The sequence below is a fragment of the Amycolatopsis sp. WQ 127309 genome (assembly GCF_023023025.1).
Classification (GTDB): domain Bacteria; phylum Actinomycetota; class Actinomycetes; order Mycobacteriales; family Pseudonocardiaceae; genus Amycolatopsis.
In genome coordinates this window covers 3,590,470-3,610,875 of sequence record NZ_CP095481.1, presented here as the reverse complement: position 1 = coordinate 3,610,875, position 20,406 = coordinate 3,590,470, and the positions used below count along the sequence as shown (strand labels likewise).

19 protein-coding genes are annotated in these 20,406 nt (G+C 72.0%); 12 read left to right on the top strand and 7 right to left on the bottom strand.

All coding sequences use genetic code 11. The features are described from left to right. The first annotated feature begins 29 nt into the window (after positions 1–29). The 3 genes from MUY22_RS16975 to MUY22_RS16965 are packed head-to-tail and all read left to right on the top strand — an operon-like array spanning position 30 to position 2,181. Positions 30–986: a hypothetical protein gene (locus tag MUY22_RS16975; protein ID WP_247060817.1), complete on the top strand. Its 957-nt coding sequence runs from the start codon at positions 30–32 to the stop codon at positions 984–986. After that, on the top strand, positions 986–1,405 hold the full coding sequence (locus MUY22_RS16970) for an ABA4-like family protein (RefSeq protein ID WP_247060816.1): 420 nt from the start codon (positions 986–988) through the stop codon (positions 1,403–1,405). Before MUY22_RS16975 ends, MUY22_RS16970 begins: the two co-directional genes overlap by 1 nt. After that, entirely contained in the window at positions 1,402–2,181 is a 780-nt protein-coding gene (locus MUY22_RS16965) for a purine-nucleoside phosphorylase (protein ID WP_247060815.1), read from the top strand. The genes MUY22_RS16970 and MUY22_RS16965 overlap by 4 nt, the downstream gene beginning before the upstream one ends. 129 nt (positions 2,182–2,310) lie before the next feature. Here MUY22_RS16965 and MUY22_RS16960 read toward each other — a convergent pair whose 3' ends face one another. Further along, positions 2,311–3,471: a glycosyltransferase gene (locus MUY22_RS16960; RefSeq protein WP_247060814.1), complete on the bottom strand. Its 1,161-nt coding sequence runs from the start codon at positions 3,469–3,471 to the stop codon at positions 2,311–2,313. Positions 3,472–3,501: 30 nt separating this feature from the next. Here MUY22_RS16960 and MUY22_RS16955 point away from each other — a divergent pair, with 30 nt between their 5' ends. The 9 genes from MUY22_RS16955 to MUY22_RS16915 all read left to right on the top strand — a co-directional run bounded on the left by MUY22_RS16955 (position 3,502) and on the right by MUY22_RS16915 (position 13,100). Then, complete coding sequence (locus MUY22_RS16955) at positions 3,502–5,136, top strand: phospho-sugar mutase (RefSeq protein ID WP_247060813.1); 1,635 nt, start codon at positions 3,502–3,504, stop codon at positions 5,134–5,136. Further along, positions 5,136–5,588, top strand: a complete 453-nt coding sequence (locus MUY22_RS16950; RefSeq protein ID WP_247060812.1) for a flavodoxin family protein — start codon at positions 5,136–5,138, stop codon at positions 5,586–5,588. Before MUY22_RS16955 ends, MUY22_RS16950 begins: the two co-directional genes overlap by 1 nt. Before the next feature lie 334 nt (positions 5,589–5,922). Then, on the top strand, positions 5,923–6,330 hold the full coding sequence (locus MUY22_RS16945) for a helix-turn-helix domain-containing protein (RefSeq protein WP_247060811.1): 408 nt from the start codon (positions 5,923–5,925) through the stop codon (positions 6,328–6,330). Next, positions 6,327–6,848 carry a hypothetical protein gene (locus MUY22_RS16940; protein ID WP_247060810.1) on the top strand — a complete coding sequence of 174 codons (522 nt, stop codon included), beginning with the start codon at positions 6,327–6,329 and terminating at the stop codon, positions 6,846–6,848. Before MUY22_RS16945 ends, MUY22_RS16940 begins: the two co-directional genes overlap by 4 nt. Continuing rightward, positions 6,845–7,960 (top strand): MAB_1171c family putative transporter, encoded by a 1,116-nt coding sequence (locus MUY22_RS16935; RefSeq protein ID WP_247060808.1) that lies wholly within the window; start codon positions 6,845–6,847, stop codon positions 7,958–7,960. Before MUY22_RS16940 ends, MUY22_RS16935 begins: the two co-directional genes overlap by 4 nt. 1 nt (position 7,961) lies before the next feature. Then, complete coding sequence (locus MUY22_RS16930) at positions 7,962–9,128, top strand: amidohydrolase family protein (protein ID WP_247060807.1); 1,167 nt, start codon at positions 7,962–7,964, stop codon at positions 9,126–9,128. A gap of 918 nt (positions 9,129–10,046) precedes the next feature. After that, positions 10,047–10,436: a hypothetical protein gene (locus MUY22_RS16925; protein WP_247060806.1), complete on the top strand. Its 390-nt coding sequence runs from the start codon at positions 10,047–10,049 to the stop codon at positions 10,434–10,436. Positions 10,437–10,461: 25 nt separating this feature from the next. Then, positions 10,462–11,751, top strand: a complete 1,290-nt coding sequence (hisS, locus tag MUY22_RS16920; RefSeq protein ID WP_247060805.1) for a histidine--tRNA ligase — start codon at positions 10,462–10,464, stop codon at positions 11,749–11,751. A gap of 59 nt (positions 11,752–11,810) precedes the next feature. Then, positions 11,811–13,100: a hypothetical protein gene (locus tag MUY22_RS16915; protein WP_247060804.1), complete on the top strand. Its 1,290-nt coding sequence runs from the start codon at positions 11,811–11,813 to the stop codon at positions 13,098–13,100. A gap of 155 nt (positions 13,101–13,255) precedes the next feature. On the opposite strand, the gene MUY22_RS16910 is transcribed toward MUY22_RS16915, so the two are convergent. The 6 genes from MUY22_RS16910 to MUY22_RS16885 form a co-directional block, all read right to left on the bottom strand. Beyond that, positions 13,256–14,464 (bottom strand): sensor histidine kinase KdpD, encoded by a 1,209-nt coding sequence (locus MUY22_RS16910; protein WP_247060803.1) that lies wholly within the window; start codon positions 14,462–14,464, stop codon positions 13,256–13,258. Next, complete coding sequence (locus MUY22_RS16905) at positions 14,461–15,108, bottom strand: response regulator transcription factor (protein ID WP_247063938.1); 648 nt, start codon at positions 15,106–15,108, stop codon at positions 14,461–14,463. The genes MUY22_RS16910 and MUY22_RS16905 overlap by 4 nt, the downstream gene beginning before the upstream one ends. 64 nt (positions 15,109–15,172) lie before the next feature. Next, positions 15,173–16,453 carry a cation:proton antiporter gene (locus tag MUY22_RS16900; protein WP_247060802.1) on the bottom strand — a complete coding sequence of 427 codons (1,281 nt, stop codon included), beginning with the start codon at positions 16,451–16,453 and terminating at the stop codon, positions 15,173–15,175. Then, positions 16,450–17,775, bottom strand: a complete 1,326-nt coding sequence (locus MUY22_RS16895; RefSeq protein ID WP_247060801.1) for a cytochrome P450 — start codon at positions 17,773–17,775, stop codon at positions 16,450–16,452. Before MUY22_RS16895 ends, MUY22_RS16900 begins: the two co-directional genes overlap by 4 nt. Then, positions 17,772–18,842, bottom strand: coding sequence for an alpha-hydroxy acid oxidase (locus MUY22_RS16890; protein ID WP_247060799.1), 1,071 nt, complete (start codon positions 18,840–18,842; stop codon positions 17,772–17,774). Before MUY22_RS16890 ends, MUY22_RS16895 begins: the two co-directional genes overlap by 4 nt. Further along, the gene (locus MUY22_RS16885) at positions 18,842–20,398 is read right to left on the bottom strand and encodes an NAD(P)-binding domain-containing protein (RefSeq protein ID WP_371827625.1); all 1,557 of its coding nucleotides are present in this window, start codon (positions 20,396–20,398) and stop codon (positions 18,842–18,844) included. Before MUY22_RS16885 ends, MUY22_RS16890 begins: the two co-directional genes overlap by 1 nt. Positions 20,399–20,406 lie beyond the last annotated feature (8 nt).

Sequence of the window (20,406 nt, the reverse complement as noted above, 5' to 3'; positions counted from 1 at the left end):
GAGCTTAACTATCCATCCTGGGAGGAACCATGACCATCCTTGCCGATCTCCGGACGAGAACCCGCGGCTGGCACCCACCTTCGCTGTACGCCGCCGCGGCGCTGGCCGGCGTCACCGTGCTGTGCGTCGCCGCGCTGCTGCTCGACCAGCGCACCCTCGAAGGTGCGCCGATCTGGGCGAAGCCGCTCAAGTTCGCGGTGTCCGGCACGCTGTACTTCTTCACCTGGAGCTGGCTCGTCTCGCTGCTGCCGCGCTTCCGCCGCACGGCGAACTGGCTGACCAACGGCCTCGTCGTCCTCTTCGCCGCCGAGTACGTCCTGATGGTGTTCCAGGCGGCCCGGGACCGGGCGAGCCACTTCAACACCGCTACCCCGCTGGACGCGACCATCTGGGACGCCATGGGCAAGCTGATCGTGACGCTCTGGGTGCTCAACCTGGTCCTGACCGTGCTGGTCATGCTCACCAAGCTCGCCGACCGCGGCACCTACTGGGCGGTGCGAGCCGGGACGGTCCTGTCGCTCGCCGGGCTCGCGCTCGGCATGCTGATGACGAGCCCGACCGCGCGTCAGCTCGCGCAGTGGAAAGCCGGCGGCGCGCAGGACGTGGTCGGCGCGCACACCGTCGGCCTCGCCGACGGCGGCCCCGGCCTGCCGATCCTCGGCTGGAGCACGGCCGGCGGCGACCTGCGGATCCCGCACTTCGTCGGGATGCACGCGCTGCAGGCGCTGCCGCTGCTCGCGATCGCACTGCTCGCGCTGACCTCGCGGTTCCCGCGGCTGCGCGACGACGTCGTCCGCGCGCGGCTGGTCCTGATCGGCGCCGCCGGCTACACGGGCCTGATCGGGCTGGTCACCTGGCAGGCGCTGCGGGCGCAGTCGATCGTGCACCCGGACGCCGTGACGCTGGGCGCGGCCGCGACGCTCGCGGCCGCCGTCGGGCTGAGCGCGTGGGCCGTCGTGCGGACCCCTGACCGGGTGGCCGTGTGATGGCCCTGTTCTCCTGGGCGTTCCCGCTCGCGACGCCGTTCTGGGCGCTCATGGTCCTGCTGCCGAAGTGGCGCCGGACGGCCCGGATCATGCGGTCGCCGTGGGTGCCGCTGCTGCCGCTGGTCTGCTACTTCGGGCTCGCGCTGCCGCACTTCGCGGAGTGGGGGCGGGCGATGCTGCGGCCCGACCTCGGCGTGCTGCAGACGCTGCTGGCGACGCCGTGGGGCGCCGGGCTCGTCTGGGCGCACCTCATCGCGTTCGACCTGTTCATCGCGCGGTGGATGTACTTCGAGGCGCGCTCGCTGGACGTCTCGCCGTGGATCGTGAGCCCGATCCTGCTGCTCACGATCTTCCTGTCACCGTTCGGGCTGGTGGCTTTCCTGGTCGTGCGGAGCGTCCGGATACGCTCGCGGGCATGAGCGCACAGGAAGCCGCGGCCGTCATCGCCGACCGCACTGGGGTGGACAAGCACGACATCGCCGTCGTGCTCGGTTCGGGCTGGCGCCCGGCCGCGGACGTCATCGGGGAGGCCGACGCGGAGATCCCGCTGGGCGAGCTGCCCGGGTTCGAGCCGCCGAAGGTGCCCGGGCAGGGCGGGACGGTGCGCTCGGTGCGCGTCGGCGACCGCCGGGCGCTGGTCCTGCTGGGCCGCACGCACTTCTACGAGGGCAAGGGCATCGACCCGGTGGTGCACAACGTGCGCACCGCCGCGGCCGCCGGCGCCCGGACGGTGCTGCTGACCAACGCGGCGGGCGGGCTGCGCCAGGGGTTCCAGGTCGGCCAGCCGGTGCTGATCGCCGACCACCTCAACCTGACGGCCCGCTCCCCGATCGTCGGCGCGAACTTCGTCGACCTGACGGACCTCTACTCGGCGCGGCTGCGTTCCCTGGCCCGCGAGATCGACCCGTCGCTCGAGGAAGGCGTCTACGCGGGCCTCACCGGGCCGCACTTCGAGACGCCGGCGGAGATCCGCATGCTGCGCACGCTGGGCGCGGACCTGGTCGGCATGTCGACGGTCCTGGAGGCCATCGCGGCCCGCGCCGCCGGCGTCGAGGTCTTCGGCCTCTCGCTGGTGACGAACCTGGCCGCGGGCATGACGGGCGAGCCGCTCAACCACGAAGAGGTGCTGGAAGCCGGCCGCGCGGCCGCGACCCGCATGGGCTCCCTCCTGCGCGACCTGGTCGCCCGCGCCTGACCCGCAAGCCGTCACTTTCTCCAGGAAAGATGCGTCGGAGGGCCCTTCAGACGCATCTTTCCCAGAGAAAGCTCGGCTTTGAAACGTTCTAGGCGGCACTTTCCCGATGAAAGTAACCTTTGGTGGGGGTTAGGCGAACGTGGGGAGTTCGGCGGCCACTTCGGCCGGGGACGGCATCGCCGCGACCTCCGCGGCCAGCACGCGGGCCGCGTCGCGGACGGCCGAGTCCGTGAGCAGGTGGCGGGCCTGCTCCGCGACGGCGTCCGGGCTGACCTCGGCGGCGAGCAGGCGGGCGCCGACGCCCGCCGCGAGCACCGCGTCGGCGTTGCTGAACTGGTCGGCGCCCTGCGGGAGCAGCAGCTGCCCGACACCCGCGCCGAACGCGCCGAGCGTCGTGCCGCTGCCGCCGTGGTGCACCACCAGGTCGACGTGCGGCAGCAGCGCCGACTGCGGCACCCACGCCGCGAGCCGCACGTTGGACGGCACTTCGCCCAGCGCCGCCGGGTCGACGGTCGGGCCGGTGGCGACCAGCACGTCGACGTCCAGCCCGGACAGCCCGGCGATCGCCGCGCCGAGGACACCGGCGTGGCCCATCGCGGTGCCGAGCGTCAGGTAGACGAGCGGGCGCCGCTTGTCCAGCACGCCCGCGGGCAGCTCCCCGGGCTCGCTCCAGCCGACCGGCCGCAGCGGCACGCGCCGCGCCCGCGCCCGGAAACCCGGTTCCTGCACCGATTCCGGGCAGATGTCGATGTACGGTCCGCCGAACGAAAGGTCGTCGCCGACGGTGATGCCCAGGCCGGCGGCGTGCGCCCGGATCGCGTCGCGGATGTGCGTGACCATCGGGTCGTCGCTCGACACCCGGCCGAAACCGTGCGCCACCACGGGAATCCCGGCCTGCATCGCGGCGAACGCACCGCCGGAGTTGCCGGCCTCGCTCACGACCAGGTCGGGCCGCGCGTGCTCGAACAGCGGCAGCAGGTCGGCGACGAACCGCTTCGGCATGAGGTCGCCGAAGACCTTCGCGACGATCGGGCCGAGGACCTCCGGCGGGATCTCACCCGGCTGCCGCCGCGGGCCGGGCGGGCCGGACGTGGCGAACGCCTGGCCGAAGGCGTCCTTCATGGCGAGCCCGGCGGCGGCCGTCTCGAGCCCGGCTTTCCGCAGCTGGGGCAGGAAGTCTTCCGAGGTGGCGAACACGACGTCGTGGCCCGCGTCCCGCGCGGCCAGCGCCAGCGGGACGAGCGGGAACGTGTGACCGAAGGACCCCAGTGAGGTGAACAGCAAGCGCACCCGCCCGACCCTAGCCCGTAGGCTGACGCGGTGACTTTGACCTCCACGCTGCGGGACGCCGCGTTCCGCTGGATCGCCGACGATCCGGACGCCGCCTCCCGCGCCGAACTGCAGGAGGTCGTCGCCCGCGCGCTGGGCGGCGACGCCGCGGCCGCCGACGAGGTGGCCGACCGGCTGGCCGGGCCGCTGGAGTTCGGCACGGCCGGGCTGCGCGGGCCGGTGCGCGCCGGGCCCAACGGGATGAACGTGGCCGTCGTCACGCGCACCACCGCGGGAGTCGCGGCCTGGCTGACCGCGCAGGGGCACGCGGGCGCGCTGGTCGTCGTCGGCCGGGACGCCCGCCACGGCTCGGAGGACTTCGCCACGGCCGCCGCGGAGGTGCTGACCGCCGCCGGGTTCACCGTCCAGGCGCTGCCCCGCCCGCTGCCGACGCCGTTGCTCGCCTACGCCGTGAAGCACCTCGGCGCGGTGGCCGGGATCCAGATCACGGCGTCGCACAACCCCCCGGCGGACAACGGGTACAAGCTCTACGACGCCACCGGCGGGCAGATCGTGCCGCCGTCCGACGGCGAGATCGAGCGGGCCATCCAGGCCGCGCCGGGTGCGGTCGACGTGCCGCGCGAGCCGGGCGCCGGGGTCGTCGACCTGCTCGGCGGCTACCTCGACGAGATCGCCGCGCTCCCGCTCGGCGCCGAGCGCGTCGTGCGGGTGGCCGCGACGGCGTTGCACGGCGTCGGTGCCGAGACGCTGCGCGCGGCCTTCGAGCGGGCCGGGTTCACCGACCTGCACCTGGTCGAGGCGCAGTCCGCGCCCGACCCGGACTTCCCGACGGTGTCGTTCCCGAACCCGGAGGAGCCGGGCGCGACCGACCTGCTGCTGGCGCTGGCGGCCGAGGTGGACGCCGACCTGGCCATCGCGCTCGACCCGGACGCCGACCGCTGCGCGCTGGGCGTGCGCGAGCGGGACGGCTCGTGGCGGATGCTGCGCGGCGACGAGACGGGCGTGCTGCTCGGCTCGGCCATCCTGTCCACTGTGGACCGCACGATGATGCCGGATCCCTTGGTGGCCACGACGATCGTCTCGTCGTCGCTGCTGGGCGAGATCGCGAAGGCCGAGGGCGCCCGTTACGCGGAGACGCTCACCGGGTTCAAGTGGCTGGTCCGCGCGGGCGACGACCTCGTCTTCGCCTACGAAGAGGCGCTCGGCCTCTGCGTGAACCCGGGGTTCGTGCGGGACAAGGACGGCATCGCCGCCGCGACGCTGGCGGCCGGGCTGACCGCGCGGCTGCGCGCCGAGGGCCGCACGCCCCTGGACGTGCTGGACGAGCTGGCGCAGCGGCACGGCGTGTACGTCACCGACCAGGTCTCGCTGCGCGTCACGGACCTGTCGGTGCGCGGCCGCCTGATGGGCAAGCTGCGCGAGGCGCCCCCGGCCGAGGTCGGCGGCGTCGCGGTGACGCTGGAGGACCTGCTCCCCGACGCGGACGTCCTGCGCCTCACCGGCGACGGCGTCCGGATCGTGGTGCGCCCGTCCGGCACCGAACCGAAGCTGAAGGCGTACCTGCAGGTCGTCGAGCCGGTGCGCGACTCGCTGGCGGACGCGCGCGCGGCGGCGGGCACCCGGCTGACGGCGTTGCGGACCGACGTGGCGGCGCTGCTGTCCTGATGCCGAAGCTGCTGGTCGTGCACCACACGCCGTCGCCGTCGACCCAGGCGATGTTCGAGGCCGTGCTGGCGGGCGCGGCCCACCCGGACGTCGAGGGGGTCGAGGTGGTCCGCCGCGCGGCGCTGGCGGCCACGGTCTCCGACGTCCTCGACGCGGACGGCTACCTGCTGGGGACGCCGGCGAACCTGGGCAGCATGAGCGGCGCGCTGAAGCACTTCTTCGACACGGTCTACTACCCGTGCCTCGACGAGACGCGGGGCCGGCCGTTCGGGTACTGGATCCACGGGAACAGCGACACGTCGGGGACGGAACGCCAGCTGCTGGCCATCACGACGGGGCTGGCCTGGGCGAAGGCGGCGGACCCGGTGATCGCGACGGGCGAGCCGGACAAGACGGTGCTGGCGGCGTGCGCCGAGCTGGGCGGCACGCTGGCCGCGACGCTCATGCCCTGAGACGTCGCTGCTCTGACTGCCGCTGCTGATTGTCCCGGAGAAAGTAAGAGGCCTGTCACCGGAAGCCCTGGGGGTCGACCTCCGGCAACAGGCCGTGCCAAGGGTTCGCCGTGAGGCGATCGACCTTGGTGCTATGAAGCGTACTACAGACGGCCGATCATGACGAGTCGGAGGCGCGCTTGCCTCTCGCCTTGTGGTTCTGTACACCCCCAGGGTACGGAAGAGCAAGGCGAGAGGCGAAGCAACTGTAAACCACTGCATACGATAGCTGTCAACATGTGCGTACAGTGGTTTCCCGGCTAGAATTTTCACGGTGGAAACTTAGGGGGCGGGGATGGCACAGGAACGCACCTTCGCGGAACGCCTTGCTGCCCTGATCGAGGCGGCCCGCCTCGACGGCCAGGCGCCGCACAGCTACCGCGAGATCTCGGCGGCCGTCGAGCGCGCCGGCGGGCCGGCGATGTCGCCCGCTTACCTCCAGCAGCTCGCGACCGGCAAGCGCGTGAACCCGAAGATCCACTACGTCGAGGCACTGGCCAGACTGTTCGGCGTGCCCGTCACCTACTTCTTCGACGCCGAAGCCACCGGCCCGGCCCCGACCGGCGAGGCCCAGCTGATGGCGATGCGCGCGCAGGAGCTGTCGCCGCAGGGCCGCCGGCAGGTGATGGACCTGCTGGACCTGGTCGAACGCTACGAGCGGGCCGAACGCGACGGCCGAAATCCGGAGGACGCGCCGCGATGAAGGAACGCGAGCTGCGCCGCCGGTGCCGGAAGCTGCTGAAGGACCTCGACATCGGGCCGCCGCTGGACGTCGAGCAGCTGTGCGCGCGGCTGGGTGAGCAGCGGGGCAAGCCGATCCGGCTGATGCCCTACCCGCTGGAGGTCCCCGGGCCGTTCGGCTGCTGGATCGCGACGTCGGCGGCCGACTACATCTTCTACCAGGCCGAAACGACGAAGCCCCACCAAGATCACATCATCCTGCACGAGCTCGGCCACATGCTCGCCGACCACCACCCGCAGGGCGACGCCGAGCCGGCGGACTTCCTGCGCGGCCCGGCTCCGGATCTTGACCCGGATGCAGTACACCGCGCCCTGCGCCGGACGTCCTACGATGACGCCCACGAGTGGGAAGCCGAGACCGTCGCGACCATCATCCTCGAGTGGGCGTCGGTCCTGAACTACACGATCCCGCGGCGCGCTGCGGACCGGGATCTTCGCCGGATCCAGGGGGCGCTCGGCGATCACCAAGGGTGGTTGTGAGCACACTTTTCAGCCCCGTGAACGTTCTCGCGATGGTGCTGTTCGCCGCGGCTTTGGCGTGGCGGATCTACCAGCTGGTCCGGGCGCCGACCCTGCCCAACTGGTCCGTCACCGCGTGCATCGCCGGGTTCGCCGCCGCGTTCCTCCTCCAGCAACAGGTGATCTCGGACGACTTCGACGCCGTCTTCGGCCTCGGCGGCGCGCGGGTGGCGAACAACGCGCTGCTCGCCTGCGCCGTCTGCGCGCTGGTCCTGTTCTTCCTCGGCTCGGCGCTGGGGCCGGTCCGCCGCTACGGGCGCGTGGTCGTCGAGCTGGTGCCGCTGGCCGCGGCGATCGCGCTGATGATCGTCGCGATGGACCTGACGCCGCCGGAACTGCGCGGCGCCGCGCTCGGGCCGGCGACGATCCACGACAGCGGCGTCGCGCTGTTCTACCTGGGCGCCGGGCTGTACCTGATCTACGGCCTGATCGCCTGCACGGCGTGGATCGTGCGCTACCTGCGCGTCGCCGACCGGAACCTGCGGATCGGGCTGCGGATGAGCGCGGTCGGCCTCGCGAGCGCGGCCGTCGGCAGCATCTTTCGTGCGCTGTACATCGTGGTGGCGTGGGCGTTCGGGCCGGTCGTCCGGATCCTGCTGCTGCTCGGGGTGCCGTTCGTGATCATCGGCGGCGCGTTGTTCCTGGCCGGCGTCACCTACCCCGGCGTCCGGGCGCGGCTGTCCGCGATGCGGCGGCGCCGGCGGCACCGGCACGAACACCAGGCCCTCGATCCACTGTGGACGGTCCTGGTCGGCGCGTTCCCCAGCATCGTGCTGCGGACGCCGCCGCGCGAACGGTTCTCGCCGCGCACCGTGCACCGCGTCTACTACCGCCGGGTGATCGAGATCCGCGACGGCCTGGTGCAGCTCTCCCCGTACCTGGACGCGGACTTCGGCGAGGTCGTCGCCACCGACCCGGGCGCCGCGGCGGCCGCGTTGAAGACGGCGTTGCGGCGGCACGCGGCGGGCGAGGAGAGCGACGGCCGCGCCAAGCAGGTGCTGCCCGCGGGAGCCGACGACATCGAATCCGACGTCCGGCCGCTGCTCGCGCTCTCGGCCGCGATGGGCGCGTGACGTGGACACCCTGATCACGGCCGGCCGGGTGCTGCCACGGCCGTCGACGCCGGTTCCGGACGGCGCGATCCTGGTGCGCGACGGCGTCCTCGTGGCGGTGGGTCCGCGAGCGGAGGTCCTGCCGCAGGCCGCGCCCGGCGCTGTTCGGCACGACTTCCCGACCGGCACGGCGCTGGCGGGGTTGTTCAACGCCCACGTGCACCTGGCCTTCGACGCCTCACGCGAGATGCTGGCCCACTTCCTCGCGGGCTCCCCCCTGGAGGACGCTCGCGCGCGGCTGGCGTCGATGCTGCGCAGCGGCGTGACGACGGTCCGGGACCTGGGCGACCGCGGCCACCTGGGCGCGGCGGTGCGGACGTCGCTGGAGGGCGTGGCCGCCCCGCGGCTGCTGGTGTCCGGCCCGCCGATCACGGTGCCGGACGGCCACTGCCACTTCTTCGGCGGCGCCACGACGTCCGACGCGTCGATCCGGTCCCTGATCGACGAGAACGCCGCGGCGGGCGCGGACGTCATCAAGGTGATGGCCACCGGCGGCCAGATCACCGAGGGCGGCGCGGACATGTGGGAGCCGCAGTTCGACGCCCGGCAGCTGGCACTGATCGTCACGCACGCGGCTTCACACGGCTTGCCGGTGGCCGCGCACGCCCACGGCGCCGACACGATCGAGGCGGCGGTCGAGGCCGGCGTGTCGACGATCGAGCACTGCAGTTTCATGACGGGCCCCCGCACGTTCGACCGCCGGGACCCCGTGGCGGCGTCGATGGCCGCTCAGGGGATTTCGGCGTGCTCGACGAGCAGCCGCAACTGGCGGACGATCGTCGAGAAGCTGGGTCCCGAGGTGGCACAAGCGATGTACGGCCGGTTGCCGTGGCTGGAGGAGCACGGGGTCAGGTTGCTGGCCGGTACGGACGCGGGCTTGCCGGGCTCGGTGTTCGACGACCCGGTCGGCGCACTGGAGCTGTACGAGTGGCTCGGCTTCGGCCGCCGCCGGATCCTGGAGATAGCGACGGAGGACAGCGCGGCGGGGCTGGGATTGTCGTCCGTGACCGGACGGCTTGAGGCCGGATTGGCGGCGGACGTGCTGGTGGTCGAGGGCGACCCGCTGGCTTCACTCGCGGCGCTGCGGAACCCGTTGCTGGTACTGGCCCGGGGCCGCGCGGCCGCATAGGTAGGCCGGTCGGTCGGTCGGTCGGTCGGTCGCGAACGGGCCACTCGCGCCCTTATCGGCACGAACGGGCCACTCGCACCAGTTCACCGAGGGCGCGAACGGGCCATTCGCGCCTGTGTTCGCGGCGCGAACGGACTTTTCGCGCCGACGTGCCGGACGCGAACGGACCACTCGCACCCTTATCGGCATCAACGGCCCGCTCGCGCCGGTTCGCCAAACGCGCGAACGGACCCCTTGCGCCCTCCGCGGCACGAACGGGCCACTCGCGCTCCACACGACACGAACAGACCGCTCGCTGGGCACGAAAAGGGCCACTCGCGCCCGTTCCAGCACGAACGGGCCACTCGCGCCGCAGCGCTGAGCGCGCGAACGGACCACCCGCGCCCTCTACGTCACGAACTGGCCGCCCGTACCTCTGCAACACGAGTGGTCCACTCGTGCCGTTCACGGCACTACGGGGTCAACTCGCGCCCCTACGCCACGAACGGGCCACTCACACCGTCTCCGCCGCGAACGGGCCACTCGCGCTCCGCGCGACACGAACAGGCTGCTCCCGCCGCGCTGGGCGCGAACGGACCACTCGCGCGCCTTACGGCGCGAACGGGCCACTCGCGCCGCCCTCATCGCGAACGGGCCACTCGGCCCAGCCTCGACGCCAGCGGGCCACTCGCGCTGTCGCACTGGCGCGCGAACGGACCACTCACGCCCTTACGGCGCGAACGGGCCACTCGCGCAGCCCCCCAACATCACCCACCCGGCTGGAACCGCCCCCAGCCCACGCGCCACCACCGCCACCCACCTCTCCCCTACGGCAAGGTCACCCCCAGCCACTTCCCAATCAGGGACCCCAAGTTCCGTGACACCGTTTTAAAACAGTGTTACCGTAACCCTCACCACCCCACCCCGAATGGAGTCCCGATGCACGGCCCCACCCAGCTCTTCACCGTGATCGCCCTGGTTTCACTGCCCACCGTGATGTACGGCGGCTACGCGCTGATGGGCGTCATGCGCGACCGGAAGCTCACCGAGCACCAGCGGGCGATGTTCCGCGCCGGGCACGCGCACGCCGGCGTTCTGCTGATCCTCGCCCTGGTCGCGTTGCAGATCCTGAGCCGCACCACCTTCTCCGACACCACCCTGTGGATCGGCAGTTTCCTGCTGCTGTTCGGGATCCTGGCGCAGTCCGGCGGGTTCTTCCTGCACCTCCTCCCGAACCGGGGGAAGCTCGGCGGGCGGGTGACGTCCGTCGGTGCTCTGCTGCTCGGTGCGGCGACGCTGCTCACCGCGTACGGGGTCGCATTCCCCTGACAAAACCGGTCGTTAAGCTGGTCACGTGCCTGAATACCTGCCGACCGCGCCCTACAAGGGGACCCGGGACTTCCTGCCCGCCGAGATGTCCGTGCGCACGCAGGTGTTCGGACATCTCTACGACGTCCTCGAGCGCCGCGGCTTCCTCCGCTACGACGGCCCGATCCTCGAATCCGCCGAGATCTACGAACGCAAGTCCGGCCAGGAGCTCGCGGACAAGCAGCTGTACACCCTCACCGACAAGGGCGGCCGACGTCTCGCGCTGCGGCCGGAGATGACGCCGTCGGTGGCGCGGATGATCGCCGGGAGCGCGAAGTCGCTGTCGTTCCCCGTGCGCTGGTACAGCCACCCGAACTGCCACCGGTACGAGGCGCCGCAGCGGGGCCGGGTGCGGGAGCACTGGCAGATCAACGCGGACATCTTCGGCTCGGACAGCGCCAACTGCGAGATCGAGATCTTCGAGCTGGTGCACGACATGATGGCCGCGCTGGGCGCGACGCCGGACATGTTCGTGCTGCGCGTCAACGACCGGAACCTGCTGACGTCGGCGCTGACCGACGTCGCCGGTGTCTCCGAGGACCACCTCTCCCAGGTGTTCGCGCTGGTCGACCGCTGGGAGAAGTACCCCCGCGAGAAGCTGGCGGAGGGCGCCGGCGAGATCGGCCTGTCGGACAAGCAGTTCGACAAGCTGGCCGAGACGCTCGACAAGGGCGAGGCGCTCCTGGAGGAGCTGCCGGCGGCGGTGCGGGAGCAGTCGAACCTGGTGAAGGTGCTCAACAGCAGCGCCGGTTCGCTGGTCAAGTACGAGCCGATCATCGTGCGCGGGCTGGCGTACTACACGTCGACCGTGTTCGAGGTCTTCGACACCGCGCCGGAGAACCGCCGCGCCCTGTTCGGCGGCGGCCGCTACAGCGACCTCGCGTCGATGTTCACCGCGCAGCAGATCCCGGGCATCGGCTTCGGCATGGGTGACGTCACGCTGATCGACTTCCTCGAGACGCACGGCCTCACCCCGGCCCCGCGCAGCGAGGTCGACGTCATGGTCATCCCGGTCACCGAAGACCTCTCGGACGCCGCCCGCACGGTCGCGCAGTCGCTGCGCCAGGCCGGGCTGCGCACGTCGACGCCGATCGAGCACCGCAAGCTGGGCAAGGAACTCACCCGCGCGGACAAGGCGGGTGCGGTCGCGGTGGTGATCGTCGGCCAGGAGGACTGGGCGGCCGGCAACGTGACGGTCCGCAGCCTCGCCACGCGCGAGCAGAACCCGGTCGCCATCGCGGACGCGCCGGCGGCCGTCACCGCGCTGCTGGCCTGAAATCGGTTCCACTCCCCCTCGGCGCCCGGGCATCCTGGGCGCCGAGGAGGGAATGCCGGATGCTGGAAACAGAACTGACCGTCGAGGATCTCGACGAGTTGGCGGCCGGTGACGTCCGGCGCTGGGCGGAGTTCGACCTGGCGTTCCGGGGGTCGTGGTGGACCGGTCACGACGCCCAGCTGAGCCGCCGTCCTTCGCGGGCCGAACTGGCCGAGGCCGCGTGCCACGGGAATGGGCGCCTGCGCGAAGCCGCCGTCGAACGGCTCGCGGTCCGCACCGATCCCGAGGTACTGCCCCTGCTGCTGATCCGCTGCGTCGACTGGGTGCGGCCGATCCGGGATCTCGCGCGGCCGCTGACACTGTCCAAACTGGACGAACCGGCGTTCCGCGCGATGCTGCCGCTGATCGGCGTGCTGCGACGGCGGCAGGTCGACGACTGGATGACCACACTGTTCCGCCAGGCGCTGACCCCTCGGCTGCTCGACGACGCGCTGGCGTTGCAGGACACCGAAAGCCGCCGCTTCGCCCACCACGAGGCGATCGGGCTGCTCCCGGCCGGGCGGCTGCTCGACATCGCCGCCGGGGACCGGGACGTCCGGATCCGGACGTTGTGCGGTTCCGCGTTGCTCGACCGCGGTGACGCCGTCGAGGAGCTGCTCGCCGCCGGGACGCCGAAGATCCGGATGCGGGCACTGACCCTTCTCGGCGAAGACACCGCGGTGGCTCACCTCGCCGACCGGGCGTCGGCCGTGCGCTCCATGGCCCAGGCGCTGGTGCTGAAGGCGGGCGGCGACCCGGCCGCGCACTACCGCACCCTGCCGGTCACGCCCGGGGTGCTCGCGGGACTCGGCGAGACCGGCACCGCGGCCGACGCCGAACGGCTGGAGCGGCACCTCGTCGACGAGCGGCCGCGGCTGCGGGCCCTGGCCGTCCGCGGCCTGCGCCGCGTGGCGCCGGAGTCGGCGGCGGTGTCACCGCTGCTGACCGACCCGTCCCCCGCGGTGACCCGGCAGGTGGTCGAGTTCCTGCGCGGCAAGCCCGCGCTGGTCGACGTGCCCGCGCTCCGGGTCCTGCTGAGCCCGGAGCACCCGGTCCACACGCGACGGGCGGCCGCGGCCCTGCTCCGCGACCGGGACACCTGGCTGCGGCTGCACACCGACCTCGGCCTGCTGCACGACCCGGACCTGGGCGCCGACGCGCACCAGGACCTGCGGGCCTGCCGGCAGCACCTGACGAGCGTCTTCACGAAACCGTCGGCGCAAGTGCGCGCGGACCTCGAGGCCGCCTGTGCCGACCTCGACCCCGCGCTGGCCCGCGAGATCCGCCTCGTACTGGGATTCAGCACGTAACTCGCGTGATCAGACCCGGATCCCACGTGATTGGGACCGGATCCCGCGTGATTGGAGCCGTAACTCGCGAGTTCCGGCCTCAATCACGCGAGTTCCGGCTTTGATCACGCGAGTTCCGGCCTTGATCACGCGGGATCCGGCCTTGATCGCGTGGGTTACGCGAGGTCGGCGCGTAGCAGGCGGAGGGTGAACGTCGCTCCGGCGCCGGGGCGGGCGACGGCGGCGATCGTGCCGCCGTGGCCCGTCACCACCTCACGGACCAGCGCCAGGCCCAGGCCGAAGCGGCGGCCGTCGCCCTCGGTGCCGCGGGCGAAGCGCTCGAAGATGCGGTCCGACTCCGCCGCCGGGAAGCCGACGCCCGTGTCGCGGACCCGCAGCTCGACGTACCGGTCGTCCGGCTGCCCGAGCCACACCTCGATCGAGCCGCCCGGCGGGGTGTGGCCCAGTGCGTTGTCCAGCAACGCCGAAAGCACGCGCCGCAACGCCGTCGGGACGCCCTGGACGACGTACGGCCCGCGCTCGCGCGTCACCGCGATCCGGACCTGGCCCGCCCCCGCGCGCACCGCCTCGGCCGCGACCGCTTCCTCGGCCAGCACGCCCAGCTCCACCGGCACCAGCTCCGGCCGGCCGCCGCACGCCTGCGCGGACAGCAGCAGGTCTTCGACGACTTCGCCGAGCTCCCGCGTCCCGCGCACCAGCTGCTCCAGCCCGTCGCGGTCCCGCTCCGACGACCGCCGGGCCAGCAGCTGCGCCCGGGTGTGCAGCCGGGTCAGCGGGGCGCGCAGCTCGTGCGAGGCGTCCGAGACGAACGTGCGCTGCCGCCGCAGCGCGTCGGCCAGCGGCCGGATCGCGCGGCACGCCAGCACCCGGCCGCACACCACCGCCGCCAGCAGCGCCAGCAGCTCGGCGATCCCGAGCCCGAACAGCAGCGACGAGCGGTCCTGGATCTGGTACCGCTCCTCGAAGTACGCCTGCGAGACGACGCCGCCGTGGTTCTCCACGCGGATCGTGTACGTCATGCCGCCGAGCGAGCGGCGTTCCGTGTGGACGTCGCCCGGCGACGGCGTGAGCGCGGCCAGCCCGGCGACCGGCACCCCGGCCGGCGAGGGCCCGGCGGGCGCGTGCAACGCGGGCGTGAACAGCCAGACGCAGCCGGGCGGGGTCGCGGTGGGGCCGAGCTCGATCGTGCGGGCCAGCGTCCGGTCGGCGTCGGCGTGCTGACCGGACAGCAGCATCCCGTAGGCGATTCCGCCCGCGACGGCCACCAGCAGCGACACCACCACGGCGATCTGCGTGGTGATCACCCACCGCGCCCGGTGCAGGGCGCGGGCTTCGGGGTCGCCGAGGTCGCCGCGGGGTCTCACACCGCGCCGATCTGGTAGCCGAGCCCGTGCACGGTGCGCACGACGTCCCGGCCGAGCTTGCGCCGCAGGTAGTAGACGTAGGTGTCCACAATGGACTCTCCGGTCGAGTCGGCGAACACGCGGGTGCGCAGCGCCGCCCGCGGGTGGATCGCCTTCGGCCGCTGGGCCAGCGCCCGCAGCAGCTCGAACTCACGCCCGGACAGCGTGATCCGCTCGCCGCGCGGCAGCACGACCTCGTGGCGCTGCAGGTCGAGGGCGGCGGTGCCGAGCGGGATGCACTCGGCGCCGTCGAGGTCACGGCGGCCCAGCGCGCGCAGCCGGGCCAGCAGCTCCTCGGTCTCGAACGGCTTGACGAGGTAGTCGTCGGCGCCGGCGTCGAGCCCGCCGACGCGGTCGGCGAGCGTGCTCAGCGCCGACAGCACCAGGACGCGCGTGGTCACCGCCCGGGCCCGGAGCCGGGCGAGCAGCTCCAGGCCGTCGAGCACCGGCAACCGGCGGTCGATGATCATCACGTCGTACCGCCCGGTGAGGCCGAGGTGCAGGCCCCGCTGACCGTCGTACGCCGCGTCCGTCTCGTAGCCTTCGTCCGCGAGCAGCTCGGCGAGCAGGCCCGCGAGTTCGCGGTCGTCCTCGACGAGGAGCACTCTCGGTTTCTCCGCCGCATCGTGCACGACCTCATACTGGCAGTTATTTTCTGGTATTGAACCCTCAACTTTTCCCGGTTAGCGGTACCGGTTCCGCCATCAGGACCACTTCGGTGGTCCCTCTGCGGGCATCGCGGCGGTCGAGCCAGCTGAGCACCGGCGCGGTCATGACGGTCGTCACCAGAGCGACCAGCACCAGCACGGTGAACAAAGCGGGCGAAACGATCCCCGCCGCGAGCCCGACGTTGAGCGCGATCAGCTGCATGAGCCCGCGGGCGTTGATCAACGCGCCGACGCGCAGCGCGACCGGCTGCGACTCCCCCACCAGCCGGGCCGCGCCCCAGCAGGCGCCGAACTTGCCGATGATCGCCACCACGACGCAGAGCACCGCGAACAGCAGCAGCTTCGGGTCGGCGAGCAGGGCGAACCGGGTGTTCAGGCCGGAATAGGTGAAGAACAGCGGGAGGAACACGATCCGCCCGATCGGCATGATCTTCGCGAGCACGGCGTCCGCGGCGGGCACCCGGGGGAACACGATCCCGACGCAGAACGCGCCGAACACCGCGTACAGCCCGACGATGTCGGTGAACCAGGCGGCCGCGAACAACGTCAACGCCGTGATCAGCATCTTCTGGTCGGCGGAGATCCGGTCGCTGCCCATCGCCTTCGCGAGCACCCGGCGCCCGACGAGCACCAGCAGCAGCGCGAACAGCAGCCCGCCGCCGACGGCGATGGCCACCGGCCCGGCCGAGTCGGCGTGCATGCCGAGCACGACGGCCAGCAGGACCCACGCCAGGACGTCGTCGAGGGCGCCGCAGGCCAGTGCGAGCGAGCCGAACCGCGTACCGCCGAGCCCGCGTTCGGTGATGATCCGCGCGAGCATCGGGAACGCCGTGATGGCCAGCGCGACGCCGACGAAGGCCGCCGACGTCACCAGCGAAACGCCGTCCTTGCCGATGCCGGCCCAGCTCGACCCGAACACCGCGACCCCGACGCCGAGCGCCAGCGGGACGACCGTGCCGGCCGCCGAAATCGCGCCGACCGACTTCACCGAGCCGCGGATGCTGCGCAGGCTGAACTCGTAACCCGCGCCGAACATGTAGATGACCAGGCCGATCTGGCCGCCGACGTAGAGCAGCGGGCGGACGCCGTCCGGGAACAACCCCGTCTGCACGGCCGGCAGGACCAGCCCGAGCAGCGACGGGCCGAGCAGCACACCGGCGATCATCTCGCCGACGACCGGCGGCTGGCCCAGCCGCACCGCGGCCATGCAGACGACCCGGCAGACCACGAGGATGACCGCGACGGCGAGGAAGAACGCCGGCGCCGCTTCGGTGGGAGTCATGAGTTTCCTCCGGCGAAGTAGGTGCTGCAGAGGGCCTGGCGACGGGCGTCGATGACCATGTACGTGCCGAACACGAGCTGGGCGAGGCTGCGCCAGACGTCTTCCCAGCGGTCGCGCACCGCGAGCCACACCAGCGGCGCGCGCCGGCGGCGGGCGCCGACGGGCGTGAGCAGTGCGGGGCCGCGGTTGGGGATCGAGCGCGTGTGCCCGGCGGTCGAGGCGAGGCTGAACCGGCGCAGCACCTCCCGCGCCACGACGCGCATGGTCAGCGGCGCCAGCCCGCGCGCCGGGCAGGCGCGGTTCTGGGCGATGCCGAACGGGACGAAGTTGACGTCCTTCTTGGCCTGGACGGCGTGCGAGCACCAGCGTTCCGGGTCGAACTCCTCCGGGTGCTCGAAGCCGGCGTGGTGGAAGTCGGGGTAGCTGAAGCAGAGCACGGTGCCGGCCGGGATGGTCAGGTTCGCCAGCTCGATGTCGGCCGTCGAGATCCGGTGCGCGATGCCGAAGAGCGGGTAGGTCCGCAGGCCTTCGTCGATGACACGGTCGAAGTAGGCGTCGTCGTCCGGGTTTTCGGCGAGGCGCCGCTGCACGTCCGGGTGCTGCGCGACGATCATCAGCAGGTGCGCCATCGCCTCGGACATCTGCACGACGGCGGTGTTGAAGAACGTGCCCTGCAGGTAGTAGACCTGCTCCTGCGGCGTCAGCGACTCCGGCAGCGGGTGCGGGACGTCGTCGAGGCGCCGCCGCAGGTACTTCGTCAGCCGGGCCCGGCGGCGCATGTTCCGCGGCCGCACGCACTTCAGGGCCGAGACGACGTCGTCGGCGTTCGCCACGATGAGGTCACGCGCCTCCGGTGGGCAGGGTTCTTCGAAGACCAGCTCGTAGTACAGCTCGGCCCAGATCGGCATCATCTCGTCGCGCAGCCGGATCAGGCCGCCGTCCAGCCGGTCCAGCACGTGCGTCGCGACGCGGCGGGTCAGCTCCTCGGAGTCCTTTTTGGACTTCACCAGGATGTGCCGGGTGCACTTGGCGACCTCGTCGTAGCGCGGCCCCGGTTCGAGGTGCTCCTGGTGCACCTCCGGGCCCGGCGCGAGCCAGTACCAGAACAGGTCCGACAGCGCCGCGCCGCGGCTGCGGCCGTTCGCCGCCGGGTCGGCGTAGACGCGCCGGAAGTCCTCGGCGCCGACCTGCTCACCCGGGATCGTCACCGTGTCCTCGCCGTTGACCAGCGAGAAGATCTTCACCCGCAGCGCGACGACGCGGCCGGGCAGCCACGCGGGCGCGGTGGCCAAGGCCGCCGCGGCAAGCGCTTTCCCGATCACCGGCGCACCTGGTCCGGAGTGAGATCCGCCGGCCGCGCCCCGCCGCACTGGGCGAGCGCCTGGTCGAAGTCGTCGCGGAGCAGTTCGAGCACCTTCGAGACGCCCTCGCGGCCGCCCGCGGCCAGGCCCCACACCACGGGACGGCCGACGCCGACCGCGTCCGCGCCCAGGGCGAGCGCCTTGACGACGTCGGTGCCGCGGCGGATCCCGCCGTCGAGCAGCACCGGCATCGCCCCGCCGACGGCCGCCGCGATCTCCGGGAGGACGTCGATGGTGGCCGGGACGGTGTCGAGCTGGCGGCCGCCGTGGTTGGACACGACGATCCCGGCGGCGCCGTGGTGCACCGCGAGGCGCGCGTCCTCGGGGTGCAGGACGCCCTTGATCAGCACCGGGAGCTTCGTCTTCGAGCGCAGCCAGGCGATGTGCTCCCAGTTCAGCCCGGCCGACATGACGATGTCGCGGACGTGGCTGGCGTTGCCGCCGCTGCGGTTCTCGCCGATGTCGCGCAGGTTCTCGACGGCGAATCCCGACGGCAGGTCGTGGAAGCCGTTGCGGTCGTCGCGCTCGCGACGGCCCAGCACCGGCGAGTCCACGGTGACGACGAACGCCTTGACACCGGCGGCTTCGGCGCGGCGCACGATCGCCTCGGTGAACTCGAGGTCCGGTTGCAGGTAGAGCTGGAACCACAGGGCCGGGTCGGGCGCGACCTCCCGCGCCGCCGCGGCGATGTCCTCGATGGCCGTGGTCGAGGCCATGCTGACGATCATGATCGTGCCCGCGAGCGCCGCGGCCCGGGCCGTCGCCAGCTCGCCGTCGGCGTGGGCGAGCCGGTGGAACGCCGTCGGCGCGATCAGGATCGGCATGGACGCCTGGGAGCCGAGCAGCTCGATGCTCAGGTCCCGCTTGTCGCTGCCACGCAGGACGCGGGGCAGGAGCCGCAGCTTCCGGAACGCGGTTTCGTTCTCGGCGAGGGTGATCTCGTCCTGCGCGCCGCCCGCGTAGTAGTCGTAGTGCGCCGGTTCGAGCCGTTGCCGCGCCACCGCCTCGAACTCCGCGATCGTGCGCATCACAACTCCTTGGTGAAGAACGCGGTCAGCGGTCCGATGTGGACTTCCCGGTCCCACTCGTTCTCGAGGTTCTCGGTCACGTGGTGGGTGGCGACCAGCTCGCCGCGGCGGTAGTGCCGGACGATCGGGTGCAGGTAGTGGCCTTCGCCGTGGTCGTTGGCCTGGTCCTGGCCGGCGCGCGCGACGAAGTCGAACGGGTCGATCTTGTCGTGGTCCGGCCCGTAGTCGAGGGTGACGACGAAAGCGTTGTCCGGCGGGTCGTCCAGCACCCGCGCCACCGGCACCTCTTCGAGGTAGCGCGCGGTGTCGCCGTCGATCGTGAGGACGTCACCGAGGAAGCCGAACTGCTGGTACAGCGCGGAAGTCCGGTTGATCCGGGTGATCACGGCCTCGGTCAGCGCGTCCGGTTTCGCGGGCAGCTCGGTGCTCGGCCACGGCGTCTCGTGGTAGCGCTCGCCGAGGACCTTGGACAGGGCACGGACGCCGTAGCGGAAGCCGTGGATGAACGCGCTGGTGGCCTTCTTGAAGTCGCGGACCTGCGTGATCGTGCCGGCGAAGTAGAGGCCGGGCACGTTGACCGACTCCCAGCTGGACGTCTGCGCCGGGAAGCGGTCGTTGATGGTGAGCTGCGGGCGGGTGTCGTCGTCGAAGACGTCGGCGTCGAAGCGGAAGCCGGTGCAGATGATCACCCGGTCGTAGCGGATCTCCTTGACGACCTCGTCGACGCGGGCGAAGGCGTACTTGACGTGGTAGCCGTCGGCGTCCTTGCGGATCTCGCGGACGTCGCCGTCGAGGATCGCGTGCTGCAGCTTGAGCTGGTACATGTCGAGGATGCCCGCGTTGTACGCGCGCAGGTGGCCGACGAAGTGCGTGCGCCAGGCCAGTTTCACCGGCCGCGGGCCGCCGACGTGCACGACCGCGGCCGTCTCGATCAGGTTGTCCGCCGTCTCGAAGGCGGAGTTCCCCTTGCCCAGCACCAGGACCCGCTGGTTCTTGAACTCCTGCGGGTCGACGGAGACGTCGGAGTACTGGTCGGCCAGCTCGATGCCGGGGATGTCCGGGGTGTACGACTTGCTGACGCCGGTGGCCATGACCAGCCGTCGCGCGCGGAACTCGGCGTCACCGGCAGTGATCACGAAGATCTCGCCGTCCCGCCCGATGCGCGTCACGCGCGTGTCGTACCGGACGTTGATCTTGTGCTTCGCCGTGTAGTCGGCGAGGTAGCGGAGCAGATCCTCGGCGACCGGGAAGAGCTTCTCGCTGTAGTCGGTGAAGAGCACCGGCTCGTCGTCGCCGTCGGCGAGGATCGAGTTCCAGTCCATCCGGAGGTTCAGCTCCGGGTCGGTCCAGCCGGTGTACTTCTTGTTGATCGAGATGAGCGTCCGGTGCCGCGGGTAGGTGCCGAAGAACGTGCCGGGCGCGGACCCCGCCTCCAGCACGAGGTACCGGCGGCCGGCGTGGCCGAGGAACTGCCCCAGCTGCAACCCGGCCGGCCCCGCGCCGACGACCAGATAGTCGAGAACTTCCTCGGACACGAAGACCTCCAGGCTCGGCACCGACCGCA

Coding starts and splice junctions, on each gene's coding strand:
- MUY22_RS16975 (WP_247060817.1), top strand. CDS start 30: ATGACCATCCTTGCCGATCTCCGGACGAGAACCCGCGGCTGGCACCCA.
- MUY22_RS16970 (WP_247060816.1), top strand. CDS start 986: ATGGCCCTGTTCTCCTGGGCGTTCCCGCTCGCGACGCCGTTCTGGGCG.
- MUY22_RS16965 (WP_247060815.1), top strand. CDS start 1,402: ATGAGCGCACAGGAAGCCGCGGCCGTCATCGCCGACCGCACTGGGGTG.
- MUY22_RS16950 (WP_247060812.1), top strand. CDS start 5,136: ATGCCGAAGCTGCTGGTCGTGCACCACACGCCGTCGCCGTCGACCCAG.
- MUY22_RS16945 (WP_247060811.1), top strand. CDS start 5,923: ATGGCACAGGAACGCACCTTCGCGGAACGCCTTGCTGCCCTGATCGAG.
- MUY22_RS16940 (WP_247060810.1), top strand. CDS start 6,327: ATGAAGGAACGCGAGCTGCGCCGCCGGTGCCGGAAGCTGCTGAAGGAC.
- MUY22_RS16925 (WP_247060806.1), top strand. CDS start 10,047: ATGCACGGCCCCACCCAGCTCTTCACCGTGATCGCCCTGGTTTCACTG.
- MUY22_RS16915 (WP_247060804.1), top strand. CDS start 11,811: ATGCTGGAAACAGAACTGACCGTCGAGGATCTCGACGAGTTGGCGGCC.
- MUY22_RS16900 (WP_247060802.1), bottom strand. CDS start 16,453: ATGACTCCCACCGAAGCGGCGCCGGCGTTCTTCCTCGCCGTCGCGGTC.
- MUY22_RS16890 (WP_247060799.1), bottom strand. CDS start 18,842: ATGCGCACGATCGCGGAGTTCGAGGCGGTGGCGCGGCAACGGCTCGAA.